The following is a 26,376-nucleotide window of genomic DNA, read 5'->3' on the forward strand; positions in this document are numbered from 1 at the left end:
GCATTAGCCCTTCTGACTGCGCAGCCGTTGGATGGCCATCAGCACACGCTCCGGCGTGGCAGGCGCATCGAGGCGCGGACTGATTTTGTGATCGGCAACGCTGGCAACAGCATCCGACAGTGCATAGAGCACCGACATGCCATGCGGCAGCGGCGGCTCACCCACAGCTTTGGAGCGATGGATAGTTGGCTCGTAAGCTTCCGACCAGTCCGTAAGCGCAACATTGAAAATCTTTGGACGGTCTGATGCCAATGGGATCTTGTAGGTCGATGGCGCATGTGTGCGCAACCGCCCTTTATTGTCCCAGACAAGCTCTTCCGTGGTCAGCCAGCCCATGCCCTGCACGAAGCCGCCTTCCACCTGACCAATATCAATGACACGGTTCAGCGAACGGCCCGTATCGTGAAGAATATCGGTGCGCTCCACCACATATTCGCCAGTCAGTGTATCGACAGAAACTTCCGAACAGGCTGCGCCATAAGCATAATAATAGAAGGCGTGGCCTTTACCCTTCGCGCGATCCCAATGGATTTTCGGCGTTTTGTAATGACCCGATGCTGATAACTGAACGCGGCCGATATAGGCTTGCTTCACGAGATCATTGAAGCTGATTTCCTGATTACCAACGCGGATGCGGTTGGGAAGGAAAACGACCTGATCTTCCGGTACCTGATGTTGCTGCGCTGCAAAATGAATGAGCCGCTTCTTGATCTGACGCGCCGCATCCTGCGCGGCCATACCGTTCAAATCAGCACCGGATGATGCTGCCGTGGGAGCCGTGTTCGGCACTTTCGCAGTCGTCGTTGCAGTGATCTTTACACGATCAAGGTCAATCTGGAATTCTTCGGCCACCACTTGGGCTACTTTGAGATGAAGCCCCTGCCCCATCTCGGTGCCACCGTGGTTCATATGCACCGAGCCGTCATTATAGACATGCACCAGCGCGCCAGCCTGATTAGATTCCGTCTTGGTGAAGGAAATACCGAACTTCACCGGCGTCAGCGACATGCCACGTTTCACATAGCGGCTTTTCGCATTGAACTCGCGGATTGCTTCACGACGTTTCGCGTAATCAGCGCTTTCCTCAAGCTCGGCAACGATGCGCTGAATGATGCAGTCTTCCACCTTCTGGTGATAGGGCGTCACATTGCGCGCACCATCGGTTCCCATGGCATCGTAGAAATTGAGCTTGCGGATTTCGAGAGGGTCTTTGCCAACAGCAAACGCCACTTCCTCAATAACGCGCTCGGCACCCACCATGCCCTGCGGGCCACCGAAGCCACGGAATGCCGTGTTGGATACGGTATTGGTATAAAGCGGTGCCGACTGCGCATGAACGGCCGGGAAGAAATAGGCATTGTCGCAATGAAACAGCGCACGGTCCCCAACAGGGCCAGATAGATCGGCAGAGAAACCCGCATTCAGAGCAAAAAGATAATCGACACCGAGAATGTTGCCTTCATCGTCGAAACCGACTTCATAATCGATCATAAAATCATGCCGCTTGCCGGTTGAGGTCATATCCTCATCACGATCAAGACGAACTTTAACGGCGCGTTTATGTTTCTTGGCAGCAATTGCAGCAATGGCTGCCCATTGATTGGCTTGCGTTTCCTTACCGCCGAAACCGCCGCCCATACGGCGTACTTCGACCGTCACCGAATGGCTCGGCACACCCAGCGCATGTGCAACCAGATGCTGCGTTTCGCTTGGCCCCTGCGTTGAGCAATAGATCGTTACATCGTCATCCTCGCCGGGGATGGCGAGTGAAGCCTGACCTTCGAGATAGAAGTGATCCTGCCCACCAACAAGCATACGCGCTTTGACTTTACGCGGCGCGTCGTCAATGGCCTTGCGGGCATCACCGCGATTAAGCGTCAGTGGCGTGAAGACCAACTTGTCCTTGTAACCGTCAAGACCAGAAATCGAAAACAGGCCCGGCATTTCTTCATATTCGACCTTGGCAAGACGGGCTGCGCGGCGCGCCTGGTCGCGCGTGCGGGCAACAACCGCAAAGATCGGCTGACCGTGGAACTGAACGTTATCGACCGCGAAGATCGGATCGTCATGCATCCCCGATGGCGAGACATCGTTTTCGCCCGGCACATCCTTATAAGTCAGCACGTCGACCACACCGGGTGCCGCACGCACTGCGGACAAATCCACAGCATTGATTTTAGCGTGCGCAACAGTCGTGAAGCCGACGCCGATATGCAGCGTCCCTTCAGGTTCTGGAATATCGTCGATATAGACCGCTTCACCCGTCACATGCTTATGCGCGGAATCATGACGCTGATCGGTCGCGACGCCGCCTTTAATACGGGCAGCTTTAAGAGTGTTTGCAGGATGCTTGTTCATGTCATCCTCCCTATGCAGCTTCAACGCTTGGCACGCGCAAAGGTTCGGCTTGCCCTTGCGTTTCAGCATAAAAGCGGCGGAGTAAATTCTTGGCGACCAGCAAGCGATAATCAGCCGTCGCGCGCATATCGCTTAGAGGCTGATAGTCGAGGCTATAGGATTCAAGCGCTGCTTCAACGCTCTCCTCGTCCCATAGTTTACCCGTCAGTGCTGCTTCCACATTGAATGCCCGCTTGGGCGTAGCGGCCATGCCGCCATAGGCGATGCGGATGGATGCAACCCTGCCCTCATTATCGAGTGTCAGATGGAAGGCACCCAGCGTTGCCGTGATGTCTTCCTCAAAACGCTTGGAAATCTTGTGAATGGCAAACTGGCTGCCTTCGAGCGGCACCGGCACATGCACGGCTTCCACAAACTCGCCGGGCTGGCGATCCTGCTTACCATAGGCGATAAAAAACTCTTCCAAAGGAATCGTCCGGCGTTCCGTACCCTTGCGCAGAGTGAGCTTCGCGTTCAGCGCAATCAATGGCGGTGGCGTATCGCCAATCGGCGAACCATTGGCAATATTGCCGCCGATGGTACCCATATTGCGCACCTGCTCGCCGCCGATGCGATTGATGAGGCTTCCCAAAGCCGGAATGCGCTTTGCAAGGAAGGAGAAAGCTTCCGTATAGGTTACGCCCGCACCAATAGTGATGACGCCGTCTTCCTCGCTGATGGTGCGCAGTTCAGTGAGATGACCGATAAAGATGACCGGCGAAATATCGCGCATCATTTTCGTGACCCAAAGGCCGACATCGGTAGAACCGGCAACGATTGTTGCCTTGGCTTCGGCTGCATAAACAGTGGCAAAATCATCGAGAGTGGCAGGCACGACCAGACGATCTTTACCACTACCCACTTCAACCCGCGCGCCGTCGCGCAAGGCCGTCAACTGGCTGATAACATGCGCACGTTCAGCCGCAAGCGGATCGTCGATCAGTGTGCCGTATTCGGAGATTGCGCGGGCTGCACGCATGATGGCTTCATAGCCGGTGCAACGACAGAGATTGCCCTGCAACGCCTTTTCGATCTGCGCGTCTGCGGGCTTTGGATTGCGCATCCAGAGGCCATAAAGCGACATGACGAAGCCCGGCGTGCAGAAGCCGCATTGTGAGCCGTGAAAATCGATCATCGCCTTTTGCACGGGATGCAGGCCACCATCCGACCCGCGCAAATGTTCGATAGTCACGACATGACAGCTATCGAGCGATCCGACAAACCGGATGCAGGCATTCACGCTTTCATAGATCAGCTCGTCATCCACAATCTTGCCGACAAGCACGGTGCATGCACCGCAATCGCCTTCGCCACAGCCTTCCTTGCTCCCACGTAGTTTGCAAGAAAGACGCAGATAATCGAGCAAGGTTTCGGTTGGCGAAACGCGATCGAGTTCAACCGTCTCGCCATTCAGCAGAAAGCGGATACTATGTCTGACGGCTTGACCCATATCGCTTAGCTCCCGCGATAGGTTGAATAGGAAAATGGCGAAACCAGAAGCGGCACATGATAATGCGCCTTTTCATCCGAAATGCCAAAGCGCAGCGGCACGACATCCAGAAATGGCACGACGTCATTGCTCTTTCCGAAATATTCGCCAACATGGAAAAGCAACTCATATGAACCAGTATGTAACGCATCGCCTGCGAGCAGTGGCTCGTTGCAGCGACCATCCGCATTGGTGCGGATTTCGCGCACAGTTTCAGCCTGCTGATTCTCTATGCGGCGTAATTCAATGCGGAGATTTGCTGCTGGTTTGCCGCTCACCGTATCAAGGACATGCGTCGTCAATCGGCCCTGACCGCTTATTTGCCTACCCATTTGTACTCCTGCCGCTTGTACGATTCTCTCGATCCCACGATTGGAACCGTTGCAAGCTCTTGATTTAGTGCGGCTTATTCTGGTCAAACCATAGAAGTTTGCAAACCGCACTTGTTCCCTATTTTGAGTATTTACCGACTTCGTGTCTTGGGAAAGATGATAATCGTTGGATGTCTTTCAAAATTTTGAGGGGGAATGGTCCGCGTAAATCTTTATTATCATGGGCAAAACAGACAAAAACTGAGGGAATTCCATATGAGTTATCCGCGCAATCTGGTTGGCTATGGCCGCAACACACCAGACCCATGCTGGCCGGGTGGAGCCAATATCGCCGTGCAGTTCGTCGTAAACTACGAAGAAGGCGGCGAAAGCTGCATTCTCGATGGCGACCCGGCATCTGAATGCCTGCTTTCCGAGATCGTTGGCGCACAGGCATGGAAAGCCCAGCGCAATCTCAATATGGAATCCATCTACGAATATGGATCGCGCTCCGGCTTCTGGCGCTTGTGGCGCGCATTCACGCGACGCAATATGCCGGTCACGGTCTATGGTGTGACGCTCGCCATGGAGCGGAACCCCGAAGCCATAGCCGCCATGAAGGAAGCCGATTGGGAAATAGCCAGCCACGGCCTGCGTTGGTGGGAATATAAGGATGTTCCCGAGGAAGTGGAACGTGAACACATCCGCGAAGCTGTGCGCTTGCACACGGAAATTACCGGTTCACGTCCGCTTGGCATTTATCAGGGCAAACCGTCCGATAACACGCTCAAGCTTGTGATGGAGGAAGGCGGCTTCCTCTATTCCGCCGATTCCTATGCCGATGAACTGCCTTATTGGGTCAAGGGACCGAAAGGTCCGCATCTCATTGTGCCTTATACGCTCGACACCAATGATATGCGCTTTGCAACACCACAAGGCTTTAACTCCGGCGATCAGTTCTACACCTACCTCAAAGATACGTTCGACGTGCTTTACCGTGAGGGTGCAGAAGGTGCGCCGAAGATGATGTCGATTGGCCTTCACTGCCGTCTGGTTGGTCGTCCGGGACGCGCGGCAGCACTGGAGCGTTTCCTCGATTACGTACAGAGCCACGACAAAGTCTGGATCGCCAAACGCGTCGACATTGCACGCCACTGGCATGAACATCACAAGCCAAAATCGACCGATGTTGTGCCATCCAAGGCCAGCAAGGCGGATTTTGTCGCCCGTTTCGGCGGCATCTTTGAGCACTCTCCGTGGATTGCCGAACGTGCCTATGACACGCGCCTGACTGAATTGGCCGATTCAGCCTCCGGCCTTCACACAGCTTTGGTTCGCGCTTTCCGTGCGGCATCCGACGACGAAAAGCTCGGTGTGTTGCGCGCGCACCCCGATCTTGCGGGTAAACTTGCGGCAGCCAAACGCCTGACGCCGGAATCCACCGCCGAGCAGGCTTCTGCCGGTCTTGATGCATTGACAGACGACGAGCGGAAGACATTCACCGAACTCAACGACGCTTACACGCAGAAATTCGGGTTTCCTTTCATCATTGCGGTTAAAGGCCGTAACAAAAAGGAAATTCTCGACGCTTTCAAACGGCGCGTCGAGAATACGAAAGCTACCGAGCTGGAAACTGCGTCCGAACAGGTCGAGCGCATCGCGCTGCTACGGCTCAAAGACATTCTTCCAGAGACACTTTACTGATTAGGAAAAGACCGATGAGCCGAAATTATTATGCACCGACGGGTGGCTTGCCGCCACAGACGCAGCTGCTGACAGACCGCGCGATGTTCACCGAAGCCTATGCGGTCATTCCCAAAGGCACGTTCAGCGATATTGTCACAAGCTTCCTGCCCTTCTGGGACAAGACGCGGTTGTGGATCATCGCCCGCCCGCTGTCAGGTTTTGCCGAGACATTCTCGCAATATATCATGGAAGTGCAGCCGGGCGGCGGCAGCGACCGCACTGAGCTGGACGATGGCGCACAGGGCGTGCTGTTTGTTGTCGAAGGCGAAGTCACAGTCACGCTCGCAGGTAAAGACCATGTGCTGACCGAAGGTGGATATGCCTATCTGCCGCCGAAAAGTGGCTGGCGACTTCGCAACAACAGCAATACCGTCTCCCGTTTCCATTGGGTGCGCAAGGCTTATGAGCATGTCGACGGCCTTGATGTGCCAGAACCTCTCTTCCTTAACGAGAAGAACATCGCACCCACGCCGATGCCGGACACCAATGGTGCTTGGGCCACAACACGCTTTGTCGATCCGAACGACCTGCGTCACGACATGCACGTGACCGTCGTCACATTCGAGCCGGGAGGCGTAATTCCGTTTGCAGAAACCCACGTGATGGAACACGGGCTTTATGTGCTCGAAGGCAAGGCCGTATATCGACTCAACCAGGATTGGGTGGAAGTGGAAGCAGGCGACTTCATGTGGCTGCGCGCTTTCTGTCCACAGGCTTGCTACGCAGGTGGACCAGGCAAGTTCCGCTATTTGCTTTACAAGGATGTCAATCGTCACATGAAGCTGTCGCGCTAAGCGTCATTCTCACAGAAAAAGGCCGATCTTGATCCGGCCTTTTCTTTTGATCACCGCTTTAGAGCGCGTTTCGATCTGATTGGTCCAGATCGGCGCTCTAACATTTTGTTCTAGCGTGCACCTTTGTCCAAAAACCGTTTCACACTTTTCGGGATGTGCTCTAATTAAATTTCGTCAATAAAAAACGGCGGACCGAAGTCCGCCGCCACCATTCTTCTGACTGGAGATCAGATTGAATTAACAAAGCAGTCCTTCTACTTCGTCGAATGGTATTTCAATATATCTAGATTTCTAATCGCGTATAATACCAATATATATTGATAATATTTGTATTAAATTTAGTGACTTGGAAATTTAATTATTATGAAATTTCGTATATTGGCCGTTACGCAATGTAACGGCCAATATATTTATTAGAAAGAACGCTGGAAGCGAACCATGCCCTGCCATGCGTCCTTACCCTTGAGGTAAGACTTGTCGTCCTGCCACTTGGTGTAAGAAACTTCTGGAGTAACGGTGAAGCCCGGTACCAGTTCGTAGGCCACGTTAGCGGTTGCTGCGAACGTGCTGCTACCATCGTAGGCAACCTGTGCATTGAAGGTAGCCTGATCGGTTGCTTTGAACGCTGCTCCACCCCAGACAGCCCAATCGCCACCCCAAGTGCCATAGAAGCTGCTGATGGCACGGACCTGGCCAACAACGTTGCCGGAGCCATCTTTCACGTCGAAGTACTTGTCCTTATTCGACTTGTAACCACCCATGACCCAGAGCGAGAAGCGATCGGTGATATTCACGTCGCCGCGCAGCTTGCCTGCCCATTCTTCATTACGTGCATCATAAGCTGCAACGGCTGCGATCTTGCCCCAGCCCTGTTCGTATTTCACGCCGCCAACGACATGCGGGGTGTAATCCTTGATTACGCCCTCATAACCGTATGCATTATCGGTATCGACGTTGTTACCCTGTTCAAGCGATAGAATAGCGGACAGTCCATTATCACCATTGAAGGTATAGCTAATGAGGCCGGTGCGATAACCGCCTGCAAGGATCACGTCATCGTTGATGACATTGCCAAGATATCCAGGGAAGGTCACGAATGCCGATTCATCAAGACCAACGCGCAGACCACCGAGCTGGATATAGCCATAACGCAGTGAGCCGGATGCACCTTCTTCGCCATTACCCCAGTCATAGCGGGTTTCAGCATAGGTCTTGAGGGTGCCGAGTTCAGTTTCCGAAGCCGTGCTGAAGCGGAGTGTGAAGCGAGCCTTGTTGTCCCAGGTCTTGCGCTTGTATCCGTCGCTGGCAACAGCAGCACCGTCGCGATCAGTAAATCCGCGGCCATATACATCGTTGCCGCCAGTCACATCATAGCGAACATAGCCGGAAACGCGCAGGCAAGTCTCTGTTCCAGGGATGTAGAAGTAACCTGCACCATATGCATCGCAAACGCGTACGTATTCAACGGCCTCTGGTTCTGGTGCAACAATCGCATCAGCGGCTTGAGCAACGCCAGTTCCCGCTGCAATGACTGCTGCTGAACCCAGAAGAAAACCCTTAATAGTCATTTTGATATGCCTCCAGCAAATCTGAATAATTAACACTGCCGACTGATAGAATGAATCTGTCGTAAATCTCAATTACAACTTATAGAGAATGACTATTATAAATAACTATGTGACAAATCTGGCACTATTTAATAGTATATTATATTCACCCAACTAAATATTACTGTATTTACATGCAATTTATATTTTGCTGTATTTTGCTAACAATTAATTGGTTGTCATTTCATAGATATTTAGAACACGGTTATTTAAATCTTCTATTGCATCGTTGATTATGGTGAATGCCCAAAGCCTGCGTTTGACGGCGCATCATCCGACAAGGCCACACCATGCGAAGGTGCCTGAAACCTGCCTTCTCTCAAGTGTTTTATATGCGTATTCTATTCGAATATTTAATATTAGAGCGGATATATTTTAGAAAACATTTATATTGTTGATAGATGTCAATATATTACATATTGTATTCAATTACGTTTATGACTATGAGTATCGTTGGGCTCGCAGTTTGTTTAACGACCTTTCTCATTACCGCTTAAAAGAGAATGTATTTATGAAAACCTATACACCAATCGGTCTTGCAATTGGCTTTGCTGTGATTTCGAGTGTTCCAGCGTTTGCTGCCCCTCTCCCGGGCGGTGCAAGTACACTGCAGGAAACGTATCAGGACTGGACAGTTTCCTGTCAGTCCGAAAAAGAAACAACTGTCTGCGCTGTACGGCAGGATCAAAGCAGCACGCAGACGGGTCAGCGCGTTCTGACTGCCGAGTTGCGCAATACAGCTGGCGGTAAGGTTGAAGGCGTCATTCTAATGCCGTTTGGCCTTGATATCGCTAAGGGCGTAACGCTCAAGATTGATGAAGCTGACGGACCACAGCTGGCTTTTTCGACCTGTCTGCCACAGGGCGGTCTGGCACCAGTGAGTTTTGATGCCAAGCAAGTGGCCGCTTTGAAGGCCGGTACTAATTTGAACGTGAATGCGACTGCGCTTAGCCCAAGTCAGGCCGTGGCTTTTAAAATTTCATTGAAAGGCTACGGCGCAGCGCTCGACCGTATTATTGCACTCACGAAATAATTTGGGGGCACTTGATTTTAGCGGGTACAAAACGATATCCGCAGCATCGCAGATCATGCCGTATGGTTTCTACCGTGCGGCATTTTTTTGCGATCCGCGCTGATTGAAAATCTTATGCTTGTCCAGCCTGAAAAAGCCCTTCAAACTTAGAGCGGCTCCGGTGGATACATAACCCTTGGACCCGCTCCAAATGTTTGTCTTTATGCAATATACCACGTAAAACTGCTTCGCGTTTGTGGTTCAAATGCTCCAAGTTATTTTGATAAGACACTGGAGCGCGTTTCGATCTGATTGAATTGGATCGACGCTCTAACTTATTATATTTAAAGCATAATCTTATCGATCCTCGTTTCACTCCGGTCGGATTATGCTCTAATGCGCATGAGAGAACGTCGCCAGCGCATGGTCATCAGCACCGAAACTATCGCAAGCCCTGCGGCCAGACCAAGCCAGACGCCTGAACCACCAAAGCCAAACTGGAACGCAAGTAGCGCGCCGAACGGCAACCCTACGCCCCAGTAGCCGACCAACGCCAGATACATAGGGACGCGCGTATCTCTGAGGCCACGTAGCATGCCTGCGGCCACTGCCTGTGCCCCATCGACAATCTGGAAAAGTGCCGCAAGCGCAAGGAATGTGACCGCAAGTTCGATAACGGCGAAGTTTTCCGGGTCCTTCAGGTTAAGAAACACACCGATAAACAAACGCGGAATCAGGATCATCAGCAGTCCCATGATCGCCATGAAACCAACGCCAAGTGCATAAGCGCTCCATCCCGCATAGGCCACAGCTTGAGTATCGCCGCGTCCATAGGCGCGCCCCACCCGTACCGTGGCAACCTGCCCGAAACCAAGCGGCACCATGAAACTCAGAGAAGCGACCTGTATCGCAACCGCATGGGCTGCCATTGCAGTAGGGCCTATATAGCCCATCATGACAACGGCCGCATAAAAGATCGACGTTTCAAACACAAAGGTCAGCGCCATCGGAAAACCAATGCGCCATAGCTCTATGAAACGCGGCCAGTCCGGACGCCAAAAACGTCCGAACAGCCGATAACGGCGAAAGCGGCGGTGGCGCATGGTAATGAATGCCATGCCCAAGAACATCATCGTGCTCGACAGAGTGGTGGCGATACCCGCGCCATGGAGCTCCATTCTTGGAAAACCGAAGTGGCCGAAAATCAGTGTCCAGCCAGCCAGCGCATTAAACCCGATAGCAACCGCCGCAACAATCAGCGTCCACATCGGCTTTTCCATCGCCGCGAAGAATGAGCGCAGCACGATATAAAACAGATACGGCAACAGCGCCCATTGCAGCGTATGCATGAAATCGGTCGAGCGCGCGGCAATATCCGGTTGCTGGCCAAGGAAGAGGAATATTTCCTCGCAATGCCAGAGTACGATCCAGATCGGAATCGAGATGATGATCGCCGACCACATGCCCTGACGCACGGTACGGCGCACATCGCGCACTGAATGACGGTTCCTGCCCAGTGCAATAGCGATCATTGGCATCACAGCCGAAACCAGACCCATCGAGAAGATCATCAGCGTGTGATAAAAACTCGTGGTCAATAGCGCCGAGGCCAGTGTGTCCTTGCCAAGACGGCCAATGAAGATCACGTCGGTTGCCGTCAATGCAGCTTGCGAAAGATTGGTCAGAATCAGCGGCCAGCCCAATTTGAGAGCCGTCGCCATTTCCCGGGTCCAGCGCCGAACGCTGCTCATATGTGGCTCGTGAAAGCCCGCATCAAATGTATTGGTCACAGTTCACTCCCCCGAACCATCCGGGGCCGTCAACCCACCGGACAATCCATAGCTAAAACACGCGCCGAGACATCAAAGGCTCAGAGACCATGTCGATCTGAGGAGAATGGCGTGTGATACGAATATCGATCGTCCCATGCCGGCTAAGAGTGTTCATCACTTCAGCAGCGATAACACCCCCACTTTTCGGGTTGTTCAATTTCTAATGGGAACGTTGTGGATGTTCCAGAAATTGATCCGGAGCCAAGCGGGCTGCGCATCGATTTGCACAAATTAAGAGCACAATGGATATCAGACTTGCTTAAAGAAGCAACACACCCTGGGAAGTAAATTCTTACCTCCTGACATGTGAGGAAATCAATTTCCAGACATGTCGCAAAAATGCATTTTCCTGTCCGCAGAACAGTTGACCCTAACATCCGATTATCTAGGAATGATGCGGACACAATTTTGCGAGGGAAATCATGCGAAGCACCAAGGTCATCCATATCGTCGGTTGTCACGCCGAAGGTGAAGTCGGTGATGTCATTGTCGGTGGTGTGGCCCCTCCTCCGGGTGAAACGGTCTGGGATCAGTCGCGCTTTATCGCCAGCGACGAGACCTTACGCAACTTCGTATTGAATGAGCCGCGTGGCGGCGTGTTTCGCCACATCAATCTGCTGGTACCGCCGAAGGACCCGCGTGCGCAGATGGGCTTCATCATTATGGAACCTGCCGACACACCGCCCATGTCTGGATCGAACTCGATCTGCGTCTCAACTGTCCTGCTTGATAGCGGCATCATTCCGATGCAGGAACCTGTGACACGCATGGTTCTTGAAGCACCGGGCGGTATTATTGAGGTGGAAGCTGAATGCCGGAACGGCAAGGCCGAGCGCATCAGCGTACGCAATGTGCCATCCTTTGCAGACCGTCTGGACGCTTCATTGGAAGTTGAAGGTCTTGGCACTATCACCGTCGATACCGCCTATGGTGGCGACAGCTTCGTCATCGTCGACGCAGCACTTATCGGCATGAAGATCGAACCCGGTCAGGCGCGGGAACTGGCAGAAATCGGCGTAAAGATCACCAAGGCTGCCAATGAGCAGCTTGGTTTCCGCCATCCGGAAAAAGATTGGAACCACATTTCATTCTGCCAGATCACTGAACCGGTGACACGCGATGGCGATGTACTCACCGGCGTCAACACCGTGGCGATCCGCCCGGCCAAGCTTGATCGCTCACCAACCGGTACCGGTTGTTCGGCGCGTATGGCAGTGCTGCACGCAAAAGGCCAAATGCAGGTCGGTGAAAGATTTATCGGCAAATCCGTACTTGGCACCGAATTTCATTGCCGGCTGGACAAGGCTCTGGAATTGGGCGGGAAACCCGCTATCAGCCCTATCATTTCCGGTCGCGCATGGGTGACAGGCACTTCGCAGCTCATGCTCGATCCAAGCGACCCGTTTCCGAGTGGATATCGCCTGTCAGACACTTGGCCGAATATGCCGGAATAAACTCACACCTCATCCTGAAGTGCGGCGCGTAGCGCAGCCTCGAAGGACGAGGTCCAGTGAGCACCTGAAACACAATGACCGCGCCTCTCGCAGCCAACCCCTCGCCCTCAACCCTTCGAGACGCCCCTACGGGCCTCTTCAGGATGAGGATCGAGGGGGAGAACAACAAGACACACAACAAAAAAACCCCGCTCAAAGCCATGGCATTGGGCGGGGTTTATTTTAAATATTCAGGCCAAGATTACGCAAAATCGAGAGCGCGGTCGCCATCTTCATCCTTGATGCGCGATGGCAGGCCGATATGGTTGAGGATGTTGAGGAAAGGCTTTGGATTAAGCTCTTCCACATTGACCATCTTCTTCACATCCCATTCGCCCGAAGCGATCAGGATCGCGGCTGCAACCGGTGGTACGCCTGCCGTGTAGGAAATGCCCTGCGAACCAACTTCGTTATAGGCTTCCTTGTGGTCGGCAACGTTATAGATGAAGACTTCCTTCTCCTTGCCGTCCTTGGTTCCCTTGACGAAATCGCCAATGCATGTCTTGCCGGTATAGTCTGGTGCCAGCGACGATGGATCAGGCAGAACGGCCTTGACCACCTTGAGCGGCACAACTTCCAGACCTTCAGCTGTCTTGACCGGCTGTTCGGACAGGAGGCCCAAATTGTTCAGCACCGTGAAGACATTGATGTAGTGATCACCAAAGCCCATCCAGAAACGCACATCAGCGTTCGGATAGTTCTTTGCAAGCGAATGCACTTCATCATGGCCGGTCATATAGGCCTTGCTCGGGCCAACGACAGGCAGGTCAAAGGTGTGGCCGACTTCGAACATCTTGTTCGACTGCCAATCGCCATTCTGCCAGGAATAAACCGTGCCGGTAAATTCGCGGAAATTGATTTCCGGGTCGAAGTTGGTCGAGAACCAGCGGCCATGCGAACCGGCGTTGATGTCAACGATATCGATGGATTTGACTTCATCGAGATAATCGTCAGCAGCCAGACGCGCATAGGCATTGACCACACCCGGATCAAACCCAATGCCGAGAATGGCAGTGATGCCCTTCTCTTCGCATTCCTTCAGGTGCTTCCATTCGTAGTTGCCATACCACGGTGGAGTCTCGCAGATCTTTTTTGGGTCTTCATGGATCGCAGTGTCCATGTAAGCCACGCCCGTATCGATACAGGCGCGGAGGACCGACATATTGAGGAAGGCCGAGCCGACATTGATGACGATCTGAACGCCTGTCTTCTGGATCAGAGCCTTGGTGGCTTCCACATCCAGAGCGTCCAGCGCATGCGCTTCCAGCTTCACCTCAGTCTTGAGGCTCTTCTTTTCATGCACGCTATCGATAATCTTGCGGCATTTCTCAACCGTGCGGGACGCAATATGGATATCGCCCAAAATGTCAGAGTTTTGCGCACATTTATGTGCAACAACCTGTGCCACGCCCCCGGCGCCGATAATGAGAACGTTCTTCTTCATTTTCTGTCGATGCTTCCTCTTCCAGCGGTTACCCGCCATCTGTTTCTCGTCCCGATCACTTTCCCGTCGGAACACATGAGTTCATGCAGTCTGAACCGCTGCAACAGGATCTTTATGAAAGCGACCCTTCAAAATCCGCATAATCAAATTCGCGGACAACTGTGACCGTGCCATCAAGTTCGCGCACGGCAATGGCTGGCATTTTCACGCCATTAAACCAGTTCTTCTTGACCATCGTATAACCGGCCGCATCTTCAAATGAGAGACGGTCGCCGATTTGCAAAGGCTTGTCGAAATTGAACTCGCCGAAAATATCACCGGCAAGGCAGGACTTGCCGCAGATCATGTAGCTATGATCGCCGTCGTTTGGCGCCATCTTCGCCTTTTCGCGATAGATGAGCAGGTCGAGCATATGCGCTTCAATCGAGCTATCGACGATGGCGAGGTTTTTGCCATTATAAAGCGTATCGAGAACCGTCACTTCCAGTGTCGTGGTCTTGGTGATCGAAGCTTCGCCTGGCTCCAGATAAACCTGTACGCCGAACTTTTCCGAAAACGACTTCAGGCGTGCGCAGAAATCATCGACCGGGTAATCATCACCTGTGAAGTGGATGCCGCCGCCAAGGCTCACCCATTCAACGCGATGCAGGAGCGAGCCGAACTTTTCTTCAATATCGGTCAGCATCTTGTCGAAAAGACCAAAATCAGAATTTTCGCAATTGTTATGGATCATGAAGCCGGTAACGCGGTCCATGACCTTCTCGACCTTCGCGACATCCCATTCGCCAAGACGGCTGAACGGACGCGCCGGATCGGCAAGATCAAAGGTCGACGACGAAATGCCCGGATTAAGACGCAGGCCGCGCTTGATATGCGACGCTTTATCGGCAAAACGCTCGAACTGGCCAATGGAATTGAAGATGATCTTGTCAGCATGGCTGATCACTTCGTCGATCTCGTGATCGGCATAGGCCACGCTATAGGCATGGGTTTCGCCGCCAAAACGCTCGTGGCCAAGACGCACTTCATTGAGCGAGGACGAGGTGGTGCCGTCCATATATTCGCTCATCAGATCAAACACCGACCATGTGGCAAAGCATTTCAGCGCCAGCAGGGCTTTTGCGCCCGACTTCTCGCGCACATAGGCAACTTTTTCCATGTTGCGCTTCAGCTTGGTCTTATCGATCAGATAGTAAGGCGTCTGGATCATGAGCGTTCCGGGTCGTCAATTGGGAAAATATGGCCTGTCCAGCTAGGCTGGCGAGCGCGTTGTTAGCTACAGGAGCTGTTACTGGACAGGCTTATAGGAAGCTTGTGACAGAAACACAAATCCGCCACAGACGTTTAGAGAAAAAATTCTCTGACGCGGCAGCGGATTCTGTAATTCTCAGCTTCATATAGAGTTTTTCCGCCGAATTTGAACCCCTTTGAATTTTTATTGATGCCGTTTTACTTCATCCCCCATTCCGAAGATCGAAAAAGCATTTTATAAGGTCGGCCATCGCGTGCGGTCAGCGGGCATCAACCCGCCACTGAAATGCGGGATAGGACCAGGGAAGAAATGCAGAATGATAATCCAGCCGCCACTGCAACAGCAGGGGCTACCGCAGGCTGGGGAGAATTGTTCGCGGGCAAGAATGCGATCCGTTCGCTGACGCTCGTGGGCGGCGTAGCACTCCACGCCATCAATGTTTTCATTGCCACAACCATATTACCAACTGTCGTCGCCGATATTGGCGGCATGGACTATTACGCCTGGAACACAGCGCTGTTTGTGACAGCCTCCATTCTTGGTTCGGCCCTTGTGCCAAAACTTCTTTCGCAGACCGGTCCACGTAACGCCTATCTTGTGGCAGCCATCATCTTTGCAGCCGGAACACTTGCCTGTGGTCTGGCACCGTCCATGCCAGCTATGCTTGCAGGCCGTGTCGTGCAGGGACTTGGCGGCGGCATGATGCTGGCGCTGTCCTATGCCATGATCCGCATCGTCTTTGATGAATCGCTCTGGCCACGTGCCATAGCGCTCGTGTCCGGCATGTGGGGTGTGGCAACACTTGTTGGCCCGGCCATAGGCGGCATTTTTGCTGAACTTGGCGTGTGGCGCGCCGCCTTCTGGTCGCTCGTGCCGGTGATTGGTATCTTCGCCGTCATGGCAACATTGATCCTGCCAAAGCGCACGGGCGATGACGAAGCCAAAGACAAGCTTGCATGGCCGCAGCTTATTCTGCTGACTGCAGCTGTTCTGATCGTTTCGGCTGCGAGTATTTCGGCAAGCACATTCTGGAATGTCGCTGGCGTTTCAATTGCTTTTGCTGTGCTGATGCTGCTTGTCTGGGTAGAGCACAGATCCACAAAGCGCATCCTGCCAAAAGGCACATTCAGCATGAGCCGCCTTGGTGCACTTTATCTCACCATGGGTTTCCTTGGCGGGTCAGTCACGAGTTCTGAAGTGTTCGTACCGCTGTTCTTTCAGGTACTGCATAACCAGTCGCCACTGGTGGCCGGTTATCTTGCAGCGCTCATGGGCGGCAGCTGGACACTTGGCTCCATCGGCTCATCCGGCGTGACAGGCAAAAGCGTAAACCGGGTTATCCTTGCCGCACCCATTATGGGCATCGTCGGCATGATAACACTCGCAATTCTGGTGCCTCCGGGTAGTGAAGGGCATTGGTATAACCTGCTGCCAATCTGTCTTGCCATGGCAATTATCGGCTTTGGTGTGGGCATGACATGGCCGCACCTGCTTACCCGCGTGTTCAAACGTGCAGAAGCAGCGGACCAGAATCTGGCTTCGGCATCTCTGACTACGGTGCAGCTTTTTACTACGGCTATGGGTGCAGCACTTGCAGGAATGATTGCAAATCTGGCAGGCCTCAGCAATCCCGGCGGCTTTGCAGGAATATCAAATGCGGCCCTCTGGCTGTTCATTGGTTTTGCCGTCATGTCGAGCATTGCACTCTTTGCAGCGATAGCACTCGTTCGCAGCTCTCGCTGAGACAGGAAATATAGCCTCCTGAGCATATCATGCTTCGGAGGTGATCGTGATTAGAACAGAATTCCTTGAGACTGCATTTGGATTCGATTTAATTGCGCGGAGAATACCAATCGATGAACTCTTGATGTCGGGACGCAGAAGCATTATTCCAACTTCCGTAATCGCTAGAACGCCGTGCGCCTAATTGGGCGCAAAAAGGTCGCTCTAGAACTTTATGTTTGCTGCAAACTCCTTAAAATTTTTCAAGTTTAAGGAGTTTGCAGCGGCCGACTATGGTGCAGCATACCGGCAAATCACGACCTCGCGGAAGCCACCCTGAAGGCAGCCAGACGCGATCCCCTATGATTGCGATAAAAGTCGCTCACTTCCCACGAAGCGAGCACCGTGAAAAGCGAAACAGAGACAGTTCCGACAATGAGCAGCAATTTTAATCAGGAAACCGTTCTTGACGTTCACCACTGGACCGACAGGCTGTTTTCCTTCCGCACCACGCGTGACCAGGGCTTTCGCTTCCAGAGCGGCCAGTTCATCATGATCGGCCTTGAAGTGAACGGAAAACCGCTGTTGCGCGCTTATTCGATTGCTTCCAGCGTCTACGACGAACAGCTCGAATTTTTCTCGATCAAGGTGCAGGACGGCCCGCTGACTTCACGCCTGCAGCATTTGAAAGAGGGGGACAAGATTCTCGTCGGTAAAAAGCCGGTCGGAACGTTGCTCTATGACAACCTTATTCCGGGCGACAATCTGTGGCTGCTTTCGACCGGTACCGGCCTTGCGCCGTTCCTGTCGATCATCCGCGATCTGGAAGCCTATGAGCGCTATAAGAAAATCATTCTGGTCCATGGCGTGCGCGAAGTGAACGAGTTGGCCTATGCCGATCTCATCACCAAGCAACTGCCGGAAGACGAGTTCCTGGGCGAAATGGTGCGCGAAAAGCTCATCTATTACCCGACCGTGACGCGTGAAGAATTCCGCAACAAGGGTCGCCTCACCGACCTCATCAGCTCCGGCAAGATTTTTGAAGATCTCGGCCTTCCGAAATTCTCCGAGCAGGACGATCGCATGATGCTTTGCGGCAGTCCAGAAATGCTCGCCGACATGCGCCAGATTCTGGAAGGCCTCGGCCTTGAAGAAGGCAGCCAGAGCGAAGCCGGTCACTTCGTGATCGAAAAGGCTTTCGTCGAGAAGTAAAACACGAAGCATAGAGATGAAAAGGGAGGCACATGCCTCCCTTTTGTTTTTTGAGTGCTTTATGCAGGTCTCAACGTACCTGTTTATAGGATCGCCTTGAAATGTTTCTGAGATTATTTGCTTTCGTTATCGCTGTTCTTTTGCTCGCGCCTGTAGCGAATGCCGGGGATTTTGCTGGCAGCGGCCTCAAGAAACTCGCCGTTATCGATCCAGTCGATAGTCGCCCGATGGAAGCAGTCGTCTTCTTTCCCAGCCCAGCAAATACAGACGAGACTCAGATCGGGCCTTATCGACTTGTCGCATCACCAACGGCCCCAATTGCAGAAGGCCACTTTCCTGTGATCCTGTTGTCGCACGGCACAATGGGCAGCATGTGGGGGCATCATGATCTGGCCGAGGGCCTTGCCCGAAATGGCAATATCGTTGTGACCGTGACCCATCCCGGCGACAATTTCAAAGACCCAAGCCGACTGGGGACCACAAGCTCAACATACGGTCGTCCGATGCAGATTTCGGCAGCGCTAAATACAGCGCTCGAAGATACGACCCTTGCTCCTCATATAGACAAGGATCGTATCGGTTTTGTGGGCTTCTCGGCGGGCGGCACGACGGGCCTTATCCTTGCAGGCGCAAAGCCCGATCTTTCGGGGCTTGAACATTACTGCGCCCAACGTCCGGATGATCACAGTGTCTGCGAGGCTAAGGGTAAAATCAGAATTGATCGTCCTAATCTAACGCCAAAGGCTGACCCGCGCATTGGTGCTTATGTCTTTCTGGCACCGCTCAGCGTCATCTTTGCACCTGACAGTCTGAAGGCAGTGAAAGCGCCGACCCTGATCTATGTCGGCGATCGGGACGAAGAATTGTCGTCAAAAGAGAATGCTGTGGTTCTTGCTTCTGAGCTACCCAAAGCACAATTGAAGATAATCGAACAAGCCGGACACTTTACGTTTCTCGCGCCTTGCTCAACGGAACTTGCTGAAGCGGCGCCAGTGCTATGCACCGATAATCCCGGTTTAGATAGAACCGCGCTTCATGAGCGTATCAATATTGAAATCGCTGCATTTTTCGACAAAACTCTGGGGAAGCCAAACTAGAGCGTATCAGGTTTAATCGCACCCATGGTGCTCGCTCTAGATTCTTTTAATTGTCGCATGTTCGCGAACGTTAAAATGAATCCATTTAACTGAGACATGCTTTATAGCGTCGTGCACCCACTTAGGCGCACAAAGGTCGCTCTAACACGTTAAAATTATGCTCTAGTACGTTCCTGCTTGGCTTTCGGCATTGTGGGCATTATGCTCGCGATCATGATAAAGTGTTCGAGTACCCCCTGCATCGCGCTCCTGTGATTACATCACAAGTTTCATCACTGGGAGCATGAACGCAAGCAACCTTCCGGTTTCTTGCGGGTCTTTCGTTTGCATATATGTAGGCGAATAAATGCCGATTTGATCGGCGATTGTGCATTATCCCGTACAAAGCTGCTTCGTCACTTTTGCCGGATATGCTTGATGCAGTGAGCATTATCATGAAAAATTACTTCGAAAGCCCATTCAAGGGCATCACGCTCGACAAACAGGTCACAAATCCGAACATCGTCGTTGGGCGCTACAGCTATTATTCTGGCTATTATCATAGCCATAGTTTTGACGACTGCGCCCGCTTTCTCCTGCCCGATGAAGGTGCCGATAAGCTTATCATCGGCAGCTTTTGCTCGATCGGATCGGGTACCGCTTTCATCATGGCGGGTAATCAGGGCCATCGACACGACTGGATCAGCACCTTCCCGTTCTTCTTCATGCCAGAAGTGGACATATTTGCGGGTGCTGAAAACGGCTACGCCCCATCAGGCGATACAATCATCGGCAATGATGTCTGGATCGGCTCAGAGGCTATTATCATGCCCGGCGTGAAGATCGGCCATGGCGCGATTATCGGCACACGTGCATTGGTCACGCGCGACGTCGAACCCTACGCAATTGTCGGCGGCAACCCTGCCCGCACCATCCGTTCGCGTTTCGACGAAGCAAGCGTAAAAATGCTCCTGGAAATGCAGTGGTGGGATTGGTCTGACGATCAGTTGAAGGGGGCCATGGCCATTTTAACGAGCGGTGATACTGCAGCGCTTTATCACTATTGGCAGAGCGCCGTTCACTGCAAGTGACCTATTACAGTGGTTCCAGTTAATATTGAATCGTTGGAGCCGCTTTAACTATTTGTTTTTTACGCATTTCCGAACGCAAAACCGGTTCCCACTTTTGCTGGAAATGCTTTAAACCGAGGCCTGTTCGCAAACTGCGAACAGGCTATCAGCGTGATGCGGCAACGAAGTCTGATCTTCGCACAATGTAACTCCAGTTCGTATTTCACAAATGAAAAAACATGATTGCAATATTCATGTTTACATGGCAATTATAACTGACTGACTATCAGTCAGTAAAAGCGGCAATCTGGAAGGCTGGCTAAAGTGTGCGTGCAGGTCTTTCAGGTTGTCGTCCTCAAGAATGAACCAAAGATGGTACTGCGGTTCGGTTCGATCTGACTGTTTGTTCCTAAAACGTGAAATCCCGGATCTGTTTTAAGCTGTTCGGGATGCAAGCGATCCTTATTAACGCGCATCTTCATCGAAAACCGCTTCGCACTTTTCGGGATGCGCTCCGTCCAATGTTAACGCGCATCTTCACCGAAAACCGCTTCGCACTTTTCGGGATGCGCTCCAAGACTGCTGCGGCAGAAGCGAGATCCTATGTTCCACGATACAGAACAATGGCCTTACATAGTTACCCTTGCCAAAGGCCCATCCACGCTTGAAGATGTGCGCGCATTTTTCGACAGCTGGAACGCATGGCTGGACGAAGGAAAGCCGTTCATTGCCATCCGTCGCTTTGTTGACGAGGCAGCTCTCGTTCATCCAGACGGTGCTCCACGCGAAATCAAACAATGGTTTCAGCAAAATGCCGAACGTATCCGCAATCAGGTTATGGCGATGATTAGCATCGTGCCAGAATCCGTGTATGAGGAAGCGAGCCGTATGGATGCGGAAAAGCTGTTTCGCGTGCCAGCAGGCACATTTTCTAATGTCGATGCGGCGCTGCATTGGCTCGAAGACAGAGTTGTGCGTCCCAATCAACTTGCCTTTGACAGGGTAGCGATCCGCGCAAAACTGGAGACATAGATTGCCTGCAGCCAAGACCAAGCCTCGCACGAAACCGGCTGAAATACGCCGCATTGAGTTGATGGCGGCTGCTGAAGCCATCTTTCTGGAAAAAGGCTTTGCGGCCACAAGCGTCGATGAAATAGTACGCAAAGCCGATGTGGCCAAGGGTACATTCTATCTGCATTTTCGCAGCAAAGATGAGATTCTGGTCGCGTTACGTGAGCGGTTTGTTCATTCTTATTGCAATGCCCTCGACAGGGAATTGGACGCAGTGCCGATGGGTGATTGGAACGGGCGTCTTGCGGCCTGGGCAGCAACCGGTGTCGCAGGTTATCTTGATAATTACCGCCTACACGATCTTGTTTTCTATGATTTTCACCCACCCATGAGACATGTGAAGCAGGAAAATCCGGCTATCCTTCGCCTTGAGAAACTCTTAAGCGAAGGCAAAGCCTCCGGGGTGTGGAAAATCGCGAATACGCGCCTGTTGGCAACGCTACTCTTCCATGCCTTGCATGGCGCGGTTGACGACTTTATCATCCGCTCAGACGCGATTGAGCGCACCGAAATGGTTCTTGGCGTACAAGATCTTTTTCTCAAGTCAGTGAGGGTTTAGACCTCAAAGACTATTACTTTTTGGCACCGAACACGTGTTCGGGCCCCGGGAAAGACCGGGCGCGCACTTCTTCCGCGTAGGCTTTTGCGGCGTCTGAAACCTGCGGTGCAAGTTCAGCAAAGCGTTTCACAAAACGCGGCGTGAAATCCTGAAACAGTCCGAGCATATCGTCAGAAACGAGAATCTGGCCATCACAAGCGGATGACGCACCAATCCCAATTGTGGGAACTGTCAGCGTCGCCGTGATCTCGCGAGCCAATGGCTCGAAAGTACCTTCGATCACCAGCGCAAAAGCACCCGCATCTGCAATTACCTCTGCATCGCGGCGAATCTGATTGGCTTCTTCATCATCGCGCCCCAACGAGCGAAAACCGCCGACCGTATTGACCTGTTGTGGCATCAGCCCAACATGGCCAAAGACCGGAATGCCGCGCTTGACGAGAAACTCCACCGTCTCCGCCATCTCCTCGCCACCCTCAAGCTTCACGCCGTCGCAGCCAGTTTCCTGCATGATGCGCGCTGCGTTGCGGAAAGCCTGTTCCTTCGATTCCTGATAAGAACCGAATGGCATATCAACGATAACGCAAGCGTGCTCAACGCCACGCATGACTGCCTGTCCATGCGCAATCATCATGTCGAGCGTAACGCCGAGGGTCGAATCCATCCCGTAAAGCACCATGCCGAGCGAGTCACCCACCAGCAGCAGATCGCAATGTGGATCGAGCAGGCGCGCGATTGGCGTCGTGTAGGCTGTGAGGCTGACAATCGGGCGCTCGCCCTTCATCGCCTCTATGGCTTTGGGCGAAAGACGTTTCTTTTTAACGGTCGTGCTCATTTCAGGCGGCCTTTTCCTGCGCCAAATGCGCAATCACCCGGTTATCAAGAAGGCGTGTGGAGCCCAGCCGTACAAACAGCGCCACAAGTACTGGCCTTCCCTGCACCGAGGTCAGACGCTCAAGTGTTTCAGGATCGCGTAATGCCACCACTTCAGGAACAGCCAGCGGTTCCGCTTCAATGAACGCACGGATTGCAGCCTCAAATGTTTCCGGATCATCAATACCAGAGCGATAAAGTCGCTCCGCTTCATCGAGTGCTTTTGGCACAATAATCGCAGCGGCACGCTGTTCTGCTGTCAGATAGACGTTGCGTGATGAACAGGCGAGCCCATCATCTTCACGCACGGTTTGAACACCAACCACGCGCACGGGAATAGCCATATCCTCGACCATGCGACGGATGATAACGAGCTGCTGGAAATCTTTTTCGCCAAAATAGGCGGCATCGGAACCTACAATATTAAAAAGCTTGCTGACCACGGTAGCAACACCAGCAAAGTGTCCCGGACGCGCCTCGCCTTCCATCTGGGCGCCAAGTGTTGGCACATCGACCACGGTCTGCATCGGGCGCGGATACATGTCGGAAACGGCAGGCGCAAAGAGAAAATCCACATTCGCATCGCGGAGCAGATTCGCATCGCGTTCGAGATCACGCGGATATTTATCGAGATCTTCATTGGCACCGAACTGCAGCGGATTGACGAAAATCGACACGACCGTCACGTCGTTTTCTCCGCGCGAGCGGCGAACAAGTTCGAGATGCCCTTTGTGAAGATAGCCCATCGTCGGCACGAGGCCGATGGATTCACCGCTCTTGCGCGCCACGCCAAGCGCCTGCCGCAAATCTTCAATCGTATGGATGATCTGCATAACGGTCTCCCTGCCAGCAACCAGATTTGGTCGCCAGTCCTACAGCGCGCCCTCAGATATGACAACAGCGCTTTTGCTAATGAATATCTGAGGGATGCGATGCGCCTCAGTTGCCGACCGTGCCACTCACCGTGTTGCCAACTGTTCTGCCAAACCTATCGATCTGCTCATTATAGGTTCGACGAGTATTCGGGTCGAAGACTGCGATCGGCGCGCTGACGACAAGCGAAGCAGCACTGCCCACGCCCTGCGCAGTGCCAAGTGCAACAGCACCCAGCCGCTCGCCCAGCCCAATATCAGAATCGGTAATAGTCTGGCCTGTTACGAGACGTTGACCGATCAGCTGAACAACTTCAGGACTTGAAGCGAACTTGCCGTGGTTGAGGCTGTCACCCGCTTTGAGCTGCGTGAGATCAATCACCGTGATTCCCGCTTTTTCAAGCTGCGAACGGTAGGGTTCGACCGAAGGATCGATTTGCCCCAGTCGATCAACATTGCCGGAGATAAAGCGGGATGCCCGGAGCGCGCGATCATCGCGTGAAGTGAACAATGTGAAACGCGGATGATCTTTGCCCATGGCGCGGAACTGCTGATTGAATACATCCACATCCAGATCGGGCGACGCGAGAATGACGTCGGTAATCTTCGGATTAACGCGCTTATCGCGGATCGCCATCTGGCGCAGTGCTTCAACCGTCAACCAGCTGCCCATGGAATGGGCCATGACGGTGATGTCTTTTACACGCGGGTCTTCGGCGATCTTGCGCAAGGTCATTTCCAGCGCGTCCCGCGAATAATTCGTGCTTTCCTTGTCGTAATTATAATCGAACACACTACCGCGCGATGGCCAGGTAAAGATCACCGGTGCAACATCGGCTCCAGAATCATGCACAATCTGCGCAAAACGATACACCGAATCCTCATAAGTATTATTGAAGCCATGGACGAAGACCATGACCCGGCGGGATTTCGGCAGGCTGTGATTGAGCCATTGGCGGGCGCCGGATTCTGTGCTGATCGCTTTAACTTCAACGGTCGTGAAATCCTTCAGCGGATTTGCCGGTAGCTTTTTAGGCCACTGAACTTCACCAACCTTGCGGTTCTTTTCCGGCGGGATGGAGACCATGATCTCTGTCAGGCTAATTTCCTGATCACGTTCGCCGGAAAACAGCGTTCCGGGATTACCGGAAGGCGCACGGGTTGTCGCCACCAGAAGATCAACCTTGGAGGCACCGGGAACGCTTTCCGCAACGGGAATAAGAACACCGTCAGGACGGCTGGCGCAGCCCGCGATTAGGGTCAGGCAGACAAGTAATGCCGGGGCAGTACGACGAAAAATGCTCCGCAAAACCTGGATCTCCCCAAAAGACACACAACCGCACGCCTCTCCTACACGGATTAGCGCCCGGTTAATATATTCTTTACCTGACGAGAGAAGCCAAGCCCCAATTATTCAAGACTGTGGAAAGATACCGTCGCTGCGGCTTCTCGGTTACACACTGTTTCATTAACCGACACTTTCCCACACGCCTCTTGCGCCCAATATTGAAGCCAACAGCGCAGACAATTCCGCTTTTTGCGCAGGAGGACACAAAATGACTTCAGACCTTACCCCGCAACTCACAGGGTTGCATCATTTGACAGCAATCACCGCAGACGCACCCGGCAACAGGCGCTTCTATACCGACACGCTCGGCCTTCGCCTCGTCAAGAAGACCGTCAATCAGGACGACACCAGTGCCTACCATCTGTTTTACGCTGATGGGCTGGCCTCGCCCGGCACCGATATCACCTTCTTCGACTGGCCAGTGCAGCGAGAACGGCGCGGCACGCATAGTGTTTCCCGCACCGGATTGCGTGTAAATGGCGTTGAAAGCCTCGACTGGTGGCGCAACCACCTCAAGGAGAAAGGCATCGAAACTGGTGATATATTCGAGATTGGTGGTCGCGCAGTGCTTGATTTCGAGGACCCTGAGGGTCAGCGCCTGCGTTTGACCGATGATGGAGGCATCGGTGCGGCACATAGCTGGGAGAAAAGTCCTGTTCCTGCCGAGCGGCAGATACGTGGCCTTGGCCCCATTACGCTGAGCGTTCCTGATTTGGCACCGACAAAAATCGTGCTGGAAAAGGTAATGAACATGCGTGAAGCCGGTGACTATGCTTCGCCCGATGGCGAAGGACATGTCCACGTGTTTGAAATGGGATCAGGCGGTGCCGGCGCAGAACTCCATATCGCTGTGCAGCCGAACCTGTCACCGGCTGGTCAGGGCGCAGGTGCCGTGCATCACGTTGCGTTCCGCACACCGGATCAGGAAACCATGCAGGAATGGGTGGATCGTCTGCGCGCACTGCGCATTCCATCCAGCGGCGAGGTCGAGCGTTATTACTTCCGCTCGCTCTACTTCCGCGAACCCAATGGTGTGTTGTTTGAGATTGCAACAGATGGTCCCGGCTTTGCAGTCGATGAACCTCTCGAAAGCCTTGGAGAAAGCCTGTCACTCCCACCCTTTCTGGAAGGAAAAAGGCAGGCGATTGAAAAGGGCCTGAAGCCACTGAATTAAACCAACAAAAAGGGCCGCCGGA

General features: G+C 52.9%; 21 protein-coding genes. 11 read left to right on the plus strand and 10 right to left on the minus strand.

Annotated elements, in window-relative coordinates:
* Positions 1–3: 3 nt before the first annotated feature.
* From xdhB to uraH, 3 genes are read right to left on the minus strand one after another with little or no spacing between them, the layout of a single operon-like run.
* Positions 4–2,358 carry a xanthine dehydrogenase molybdopterin binding subunit gene (gene xdhB, locus QBD00_RS21445; protein ID WP_318580492.1) on the minus strand — a complete coding sequence of 785 codons (2,355 nt, stop codon included), beginning with the start codon at positions 2,356–2,358 and terminating at the stop codon, positions 4–6.
* A gap of 10 nt (positions 2,359–2,368) precedes the next feature.
* Positions 2,369–3,847: a xanthine dehydrogenase small subunit gene (xdhA, locus tag QBD00_RS21450; RefSeq protein ID WP_318580493.1), complete on the minus strand. Its 1,479-nt coding sequence runs from the start codon at positions 3,845–3,847 to the stop codon at positions 2,369–2,371.
* 5 nt (positions 3,848–3,852) lie between these two features.
* Complete coding sequence (gene uraH, locus QBD00_RS21455) at positions 3,853–4,218, minus strand: hydroxyisourate hydrolase (RefSeq protein ID WP_318580494.1); 366 nt, start codon at positions 4,216–4,218, stop codon at positions 3,853–3,855.
* Positions 4,219–4,473: 255 nt separating this feature from the next.
* Here uraH and puuE point away from each other — a divergent pair, with 255 nt between their 5' ends.
* Positions 4,474–5,901 (plus strand): allantoinase PuuE, encoded by a 1,428-nt coding sequence (gene puuE, locus QBD00_RS21460; RefSeq protein ID WP_318580495.1) that lies wholly within the window; start codon positions 4,474–4,476, stop codon positions 5,899–5,901.
* Between the two features lie 14 nt (positions 5,902–5,915).
* The gene (locus tag QBD00_RS21465; protein ID WP_318580496.1) at positions 5,916–6,737 is read left to right on the plus strand and encodes a bifunctional allantoicase/(S)-ureidoglycine aminohydrolase; all 822 of its coding nucleotides are present in this window, start codon (positions 5,916–5,918) and stop codon (positions 6,735–6,737) included.
* Between the two features lie 413 nt (positions 6,738–7,150).
* Here QBD00_RS21465 and QBD00_RS21470 read toward each other — a convergent pair whose 3' ends face one another.
* Positions 7,151–8,305 (minus strand): porin, encoded by a 1,155-nt coding sequence (locus tag QBD00_RS21470; protein ID WP_095446070.1) that lies wholly within the window; start codon positions 8,303–8,305, stop codon positions 7,151–7,153.
* A gap of 550 nt (positions 8,306–8,855) precedes the next feature.
* Here QBD00_RS21470 and QBD00_RS21475 point away from each other — a divergent pair.
* A complete protein-coding gene (locus QBD00_RS21475; protein WP_318580497.1) occupies positions 8,856–9,377 on the plus strand; it encodes an invasion associated locus B family protein in 522 nt (173 codons plus the stop codon).
* 365 nt (positions 9,378–9,742) lie between these two features.
* Here the strand turns inward: QBD00_RS21475 and QBD00_RS21480 are convergent, their stop codons facing one another.
* A complete protein-coding gene (locus tag QBD00_RS21480; protein ID WP_095446068.1) occupies positions 9,743–11,146 on the minus strand; it encodes an MATE family efflux transporter in 1,404 nt (467 codons plus the stop codon).
* Between the two features lie 464 nt (positions 11,147–11,610).
* Here QBD00_RS21480 and QBD00_RS21485 point away from each other — a divergent pair, with 464 nt between their 5' ends.
* The gene (locus QBD00_RS21485; protein ID WP_264230638.1) at positions 11,611–12,642 is read left to right on the plus strand and encodes a trans-3-hydroxy-L-proline dehydratase; all 1,032 of its coding nucleotides are present in this window, start codon (positions 11,611–11,613) and stop codon (positions 12,640–12,642) included.
* Positions 12,643–12,883: 241 nt separating this feature from the next.
* Here the strand turns inward: QBD00_RS21485 and QBD00_RS21490 are convergent, their stop codons facing one another.
* Both QBD00_RS21490 and nspC read right to left on the minus strand, forming a co-directional pair.
* A complete protein-coding gene (locus tag QBD00_RS21490; protein ID WP_264230637.1) occupies positions 12,884–14,125 on the minus strand; it encodes a saccharopine dehydrogenase family protein in 1,242 nt (413 codons plus the stop codon).
* Between the two features lie 112 nt (positions 14,126–14,237).
* Entirely contained in the window at positions 14,238–15,335 is a 1,098-nt protein-coding gene (gene nspC, locus QBD00_RS21495) for a carboxynorspermidine decarboxylase (RefSeq protein ID WP_095446065.1), read from the minus strand.
* Between the two features lie 351 nt (positions 15,336–15,686).
* Here nspC and QBD00_RS21500 point away from each other — a divergent pair, with 351 nt between their 5' ends.
* The 6 genes from QBD00_RS21500 (at position 15,687) to QBD00_RS21525 (ending at position 22,087) form a co-directional block, all read left to right on the plus strand.
* Positions 15,687–17,120 (plus strand): MFS transporter, encoded by a 1,434-nt coding sequence (locus QBD00_RS21500; protein ID WP_318580498.1) that lies wholly within the window; start codon positions 15,687–15,689, stop codon positions 17,118–17,120.
* A gap of 414 nt (positions 17,121–17,534) precedes the next feature.
* Positions 17,535–18,311 (plus strand): ferredoxin--NADP reductase, encoded by a 777-nt coding sequence (locus QBD00_RS21505; protein WP_264230634.1) that lies wholly within the window; start codon positions 17,535–17,537, stop codon positions 18,309–18,311.
* Positions 18,312–18,412: 101 nt separating this feature from the next.
* Complete coding sequence (locus QBD00_RS21510; protein WP_318580499.1) at positions 18,413–19,408, plus strand: dienelactone hydrolase; 996 nt, start codon at positions 18,413–18,415, stop codon at positions 19,406–19,408.
* Positions 19,409–19,842: 434 nt separating this feature from the next.
* Positions 19,843–20,478: a type B chloramphenicol O-acetyltransferase gene (catB, locus tag QBD00_RS21515; RefSeq protein WP_318580500.1), complete on the plus strand. Its 636-nt coding sequence runs from the start codon at positions 19,843–19,845 to the stop codon at positions 20,476–20,478.
* A gap of 582 nt (positions 20,479–21,060) precedes the next feature.
* Complete coding sequence (locus QBD00_RS21520) at positions 21,061–21,489, plus strand: hypothetical protein (protein ID WP_318580501.1); 429 nt, start codon at positions 21,061–21,063, stop codon at positions 21,487–21,489.
* A gap of 1 nt (position 21,490) precedes the next feature.
* Positions 21,491–22,087, plus strand: a complete 597-nt coding sequence (locus QBD00_RS21525) for a TetR/AcrR family transcriptional regulator (RefSeq protein WP_318580502.1) — start codon at positions 21,491–21,493, stop codon at positions 22,085–22,087.
* Positions 22,088–22,100: 13 nt separating this feature from the next.
* On the opposite strand, the gene panB is transcribed toward QBD00_RS21525, so the two are convergent.
* From panB to QBD00_RS21540, 3 genes are all read right to left on the minus strand, one after another.
* Positions 22,101–22,922 (minus strand): 3-methyl-2-oxobutanoate hydroxymethyltransferase, encoded by an 822-nt coding sequence (gene panB / locus QBD00_RS21530; RefSeq protein WP_264230630.1) that lies wholly within the window; start codon positions 22,920–22,922, stop codon positions 22,101–22,103.
* A 1-nt stretch (position 22,923) separates the two neighbouring features.
* Positions 22,924–23,793 (minus strand): pantoate--beta-alanine ligase, encoded by an 870-nt coding sequence (panC, locus tag QBD00_RS21535; RefSeq protein ID WP_318580503.1) that lies wholly within the window; start codon positions 23,791–23,793, stop codon positions 22,924–22,926.
* A gap of 106 nt (positions 23,794–23,899) precedes the next feature.
* The gene (locus QBD00_RS21540) at positions 23,900–25,141 is read right to left on the minus strand and encodes an alpha/beta hydrolase (protein ID WP_095446058.1); all 1,242 of its coding nucleotides are present in this window, start codon (positions 25,139–25,141) and stop codon (positions 23,900–23,902) included.
* Positions 25,142–25,388: 247 nt separating this feature from the next.
* On the opposite strand from QBD00_RS21540, the gene QBD00_RS21545 reads away from it, so the two are divergent.
* Positions 25,389–26,354, plus strand: coding sequence for a ring-cleaving dioxygenase (locus QBD00_RS21545; RefSeq protein ID WP_318580504.1), 966 nt, complete (start codon positions 25,389–25,391; stop codon positions 26,352–26,354).
* Positions 26,355–26,376 lie beyond the last annotated feature (22 nt).

The organism is Ochrobactrum sp. AN78 (assembly GCF_029909885.1).
Classification (GTDB): domain Bacteria; phylum Pseudomonadota; class Alphaproteobacteria; order Rhizobiales; family Rhizobiaceae; genus Brucella; species Brucella quorumnocens.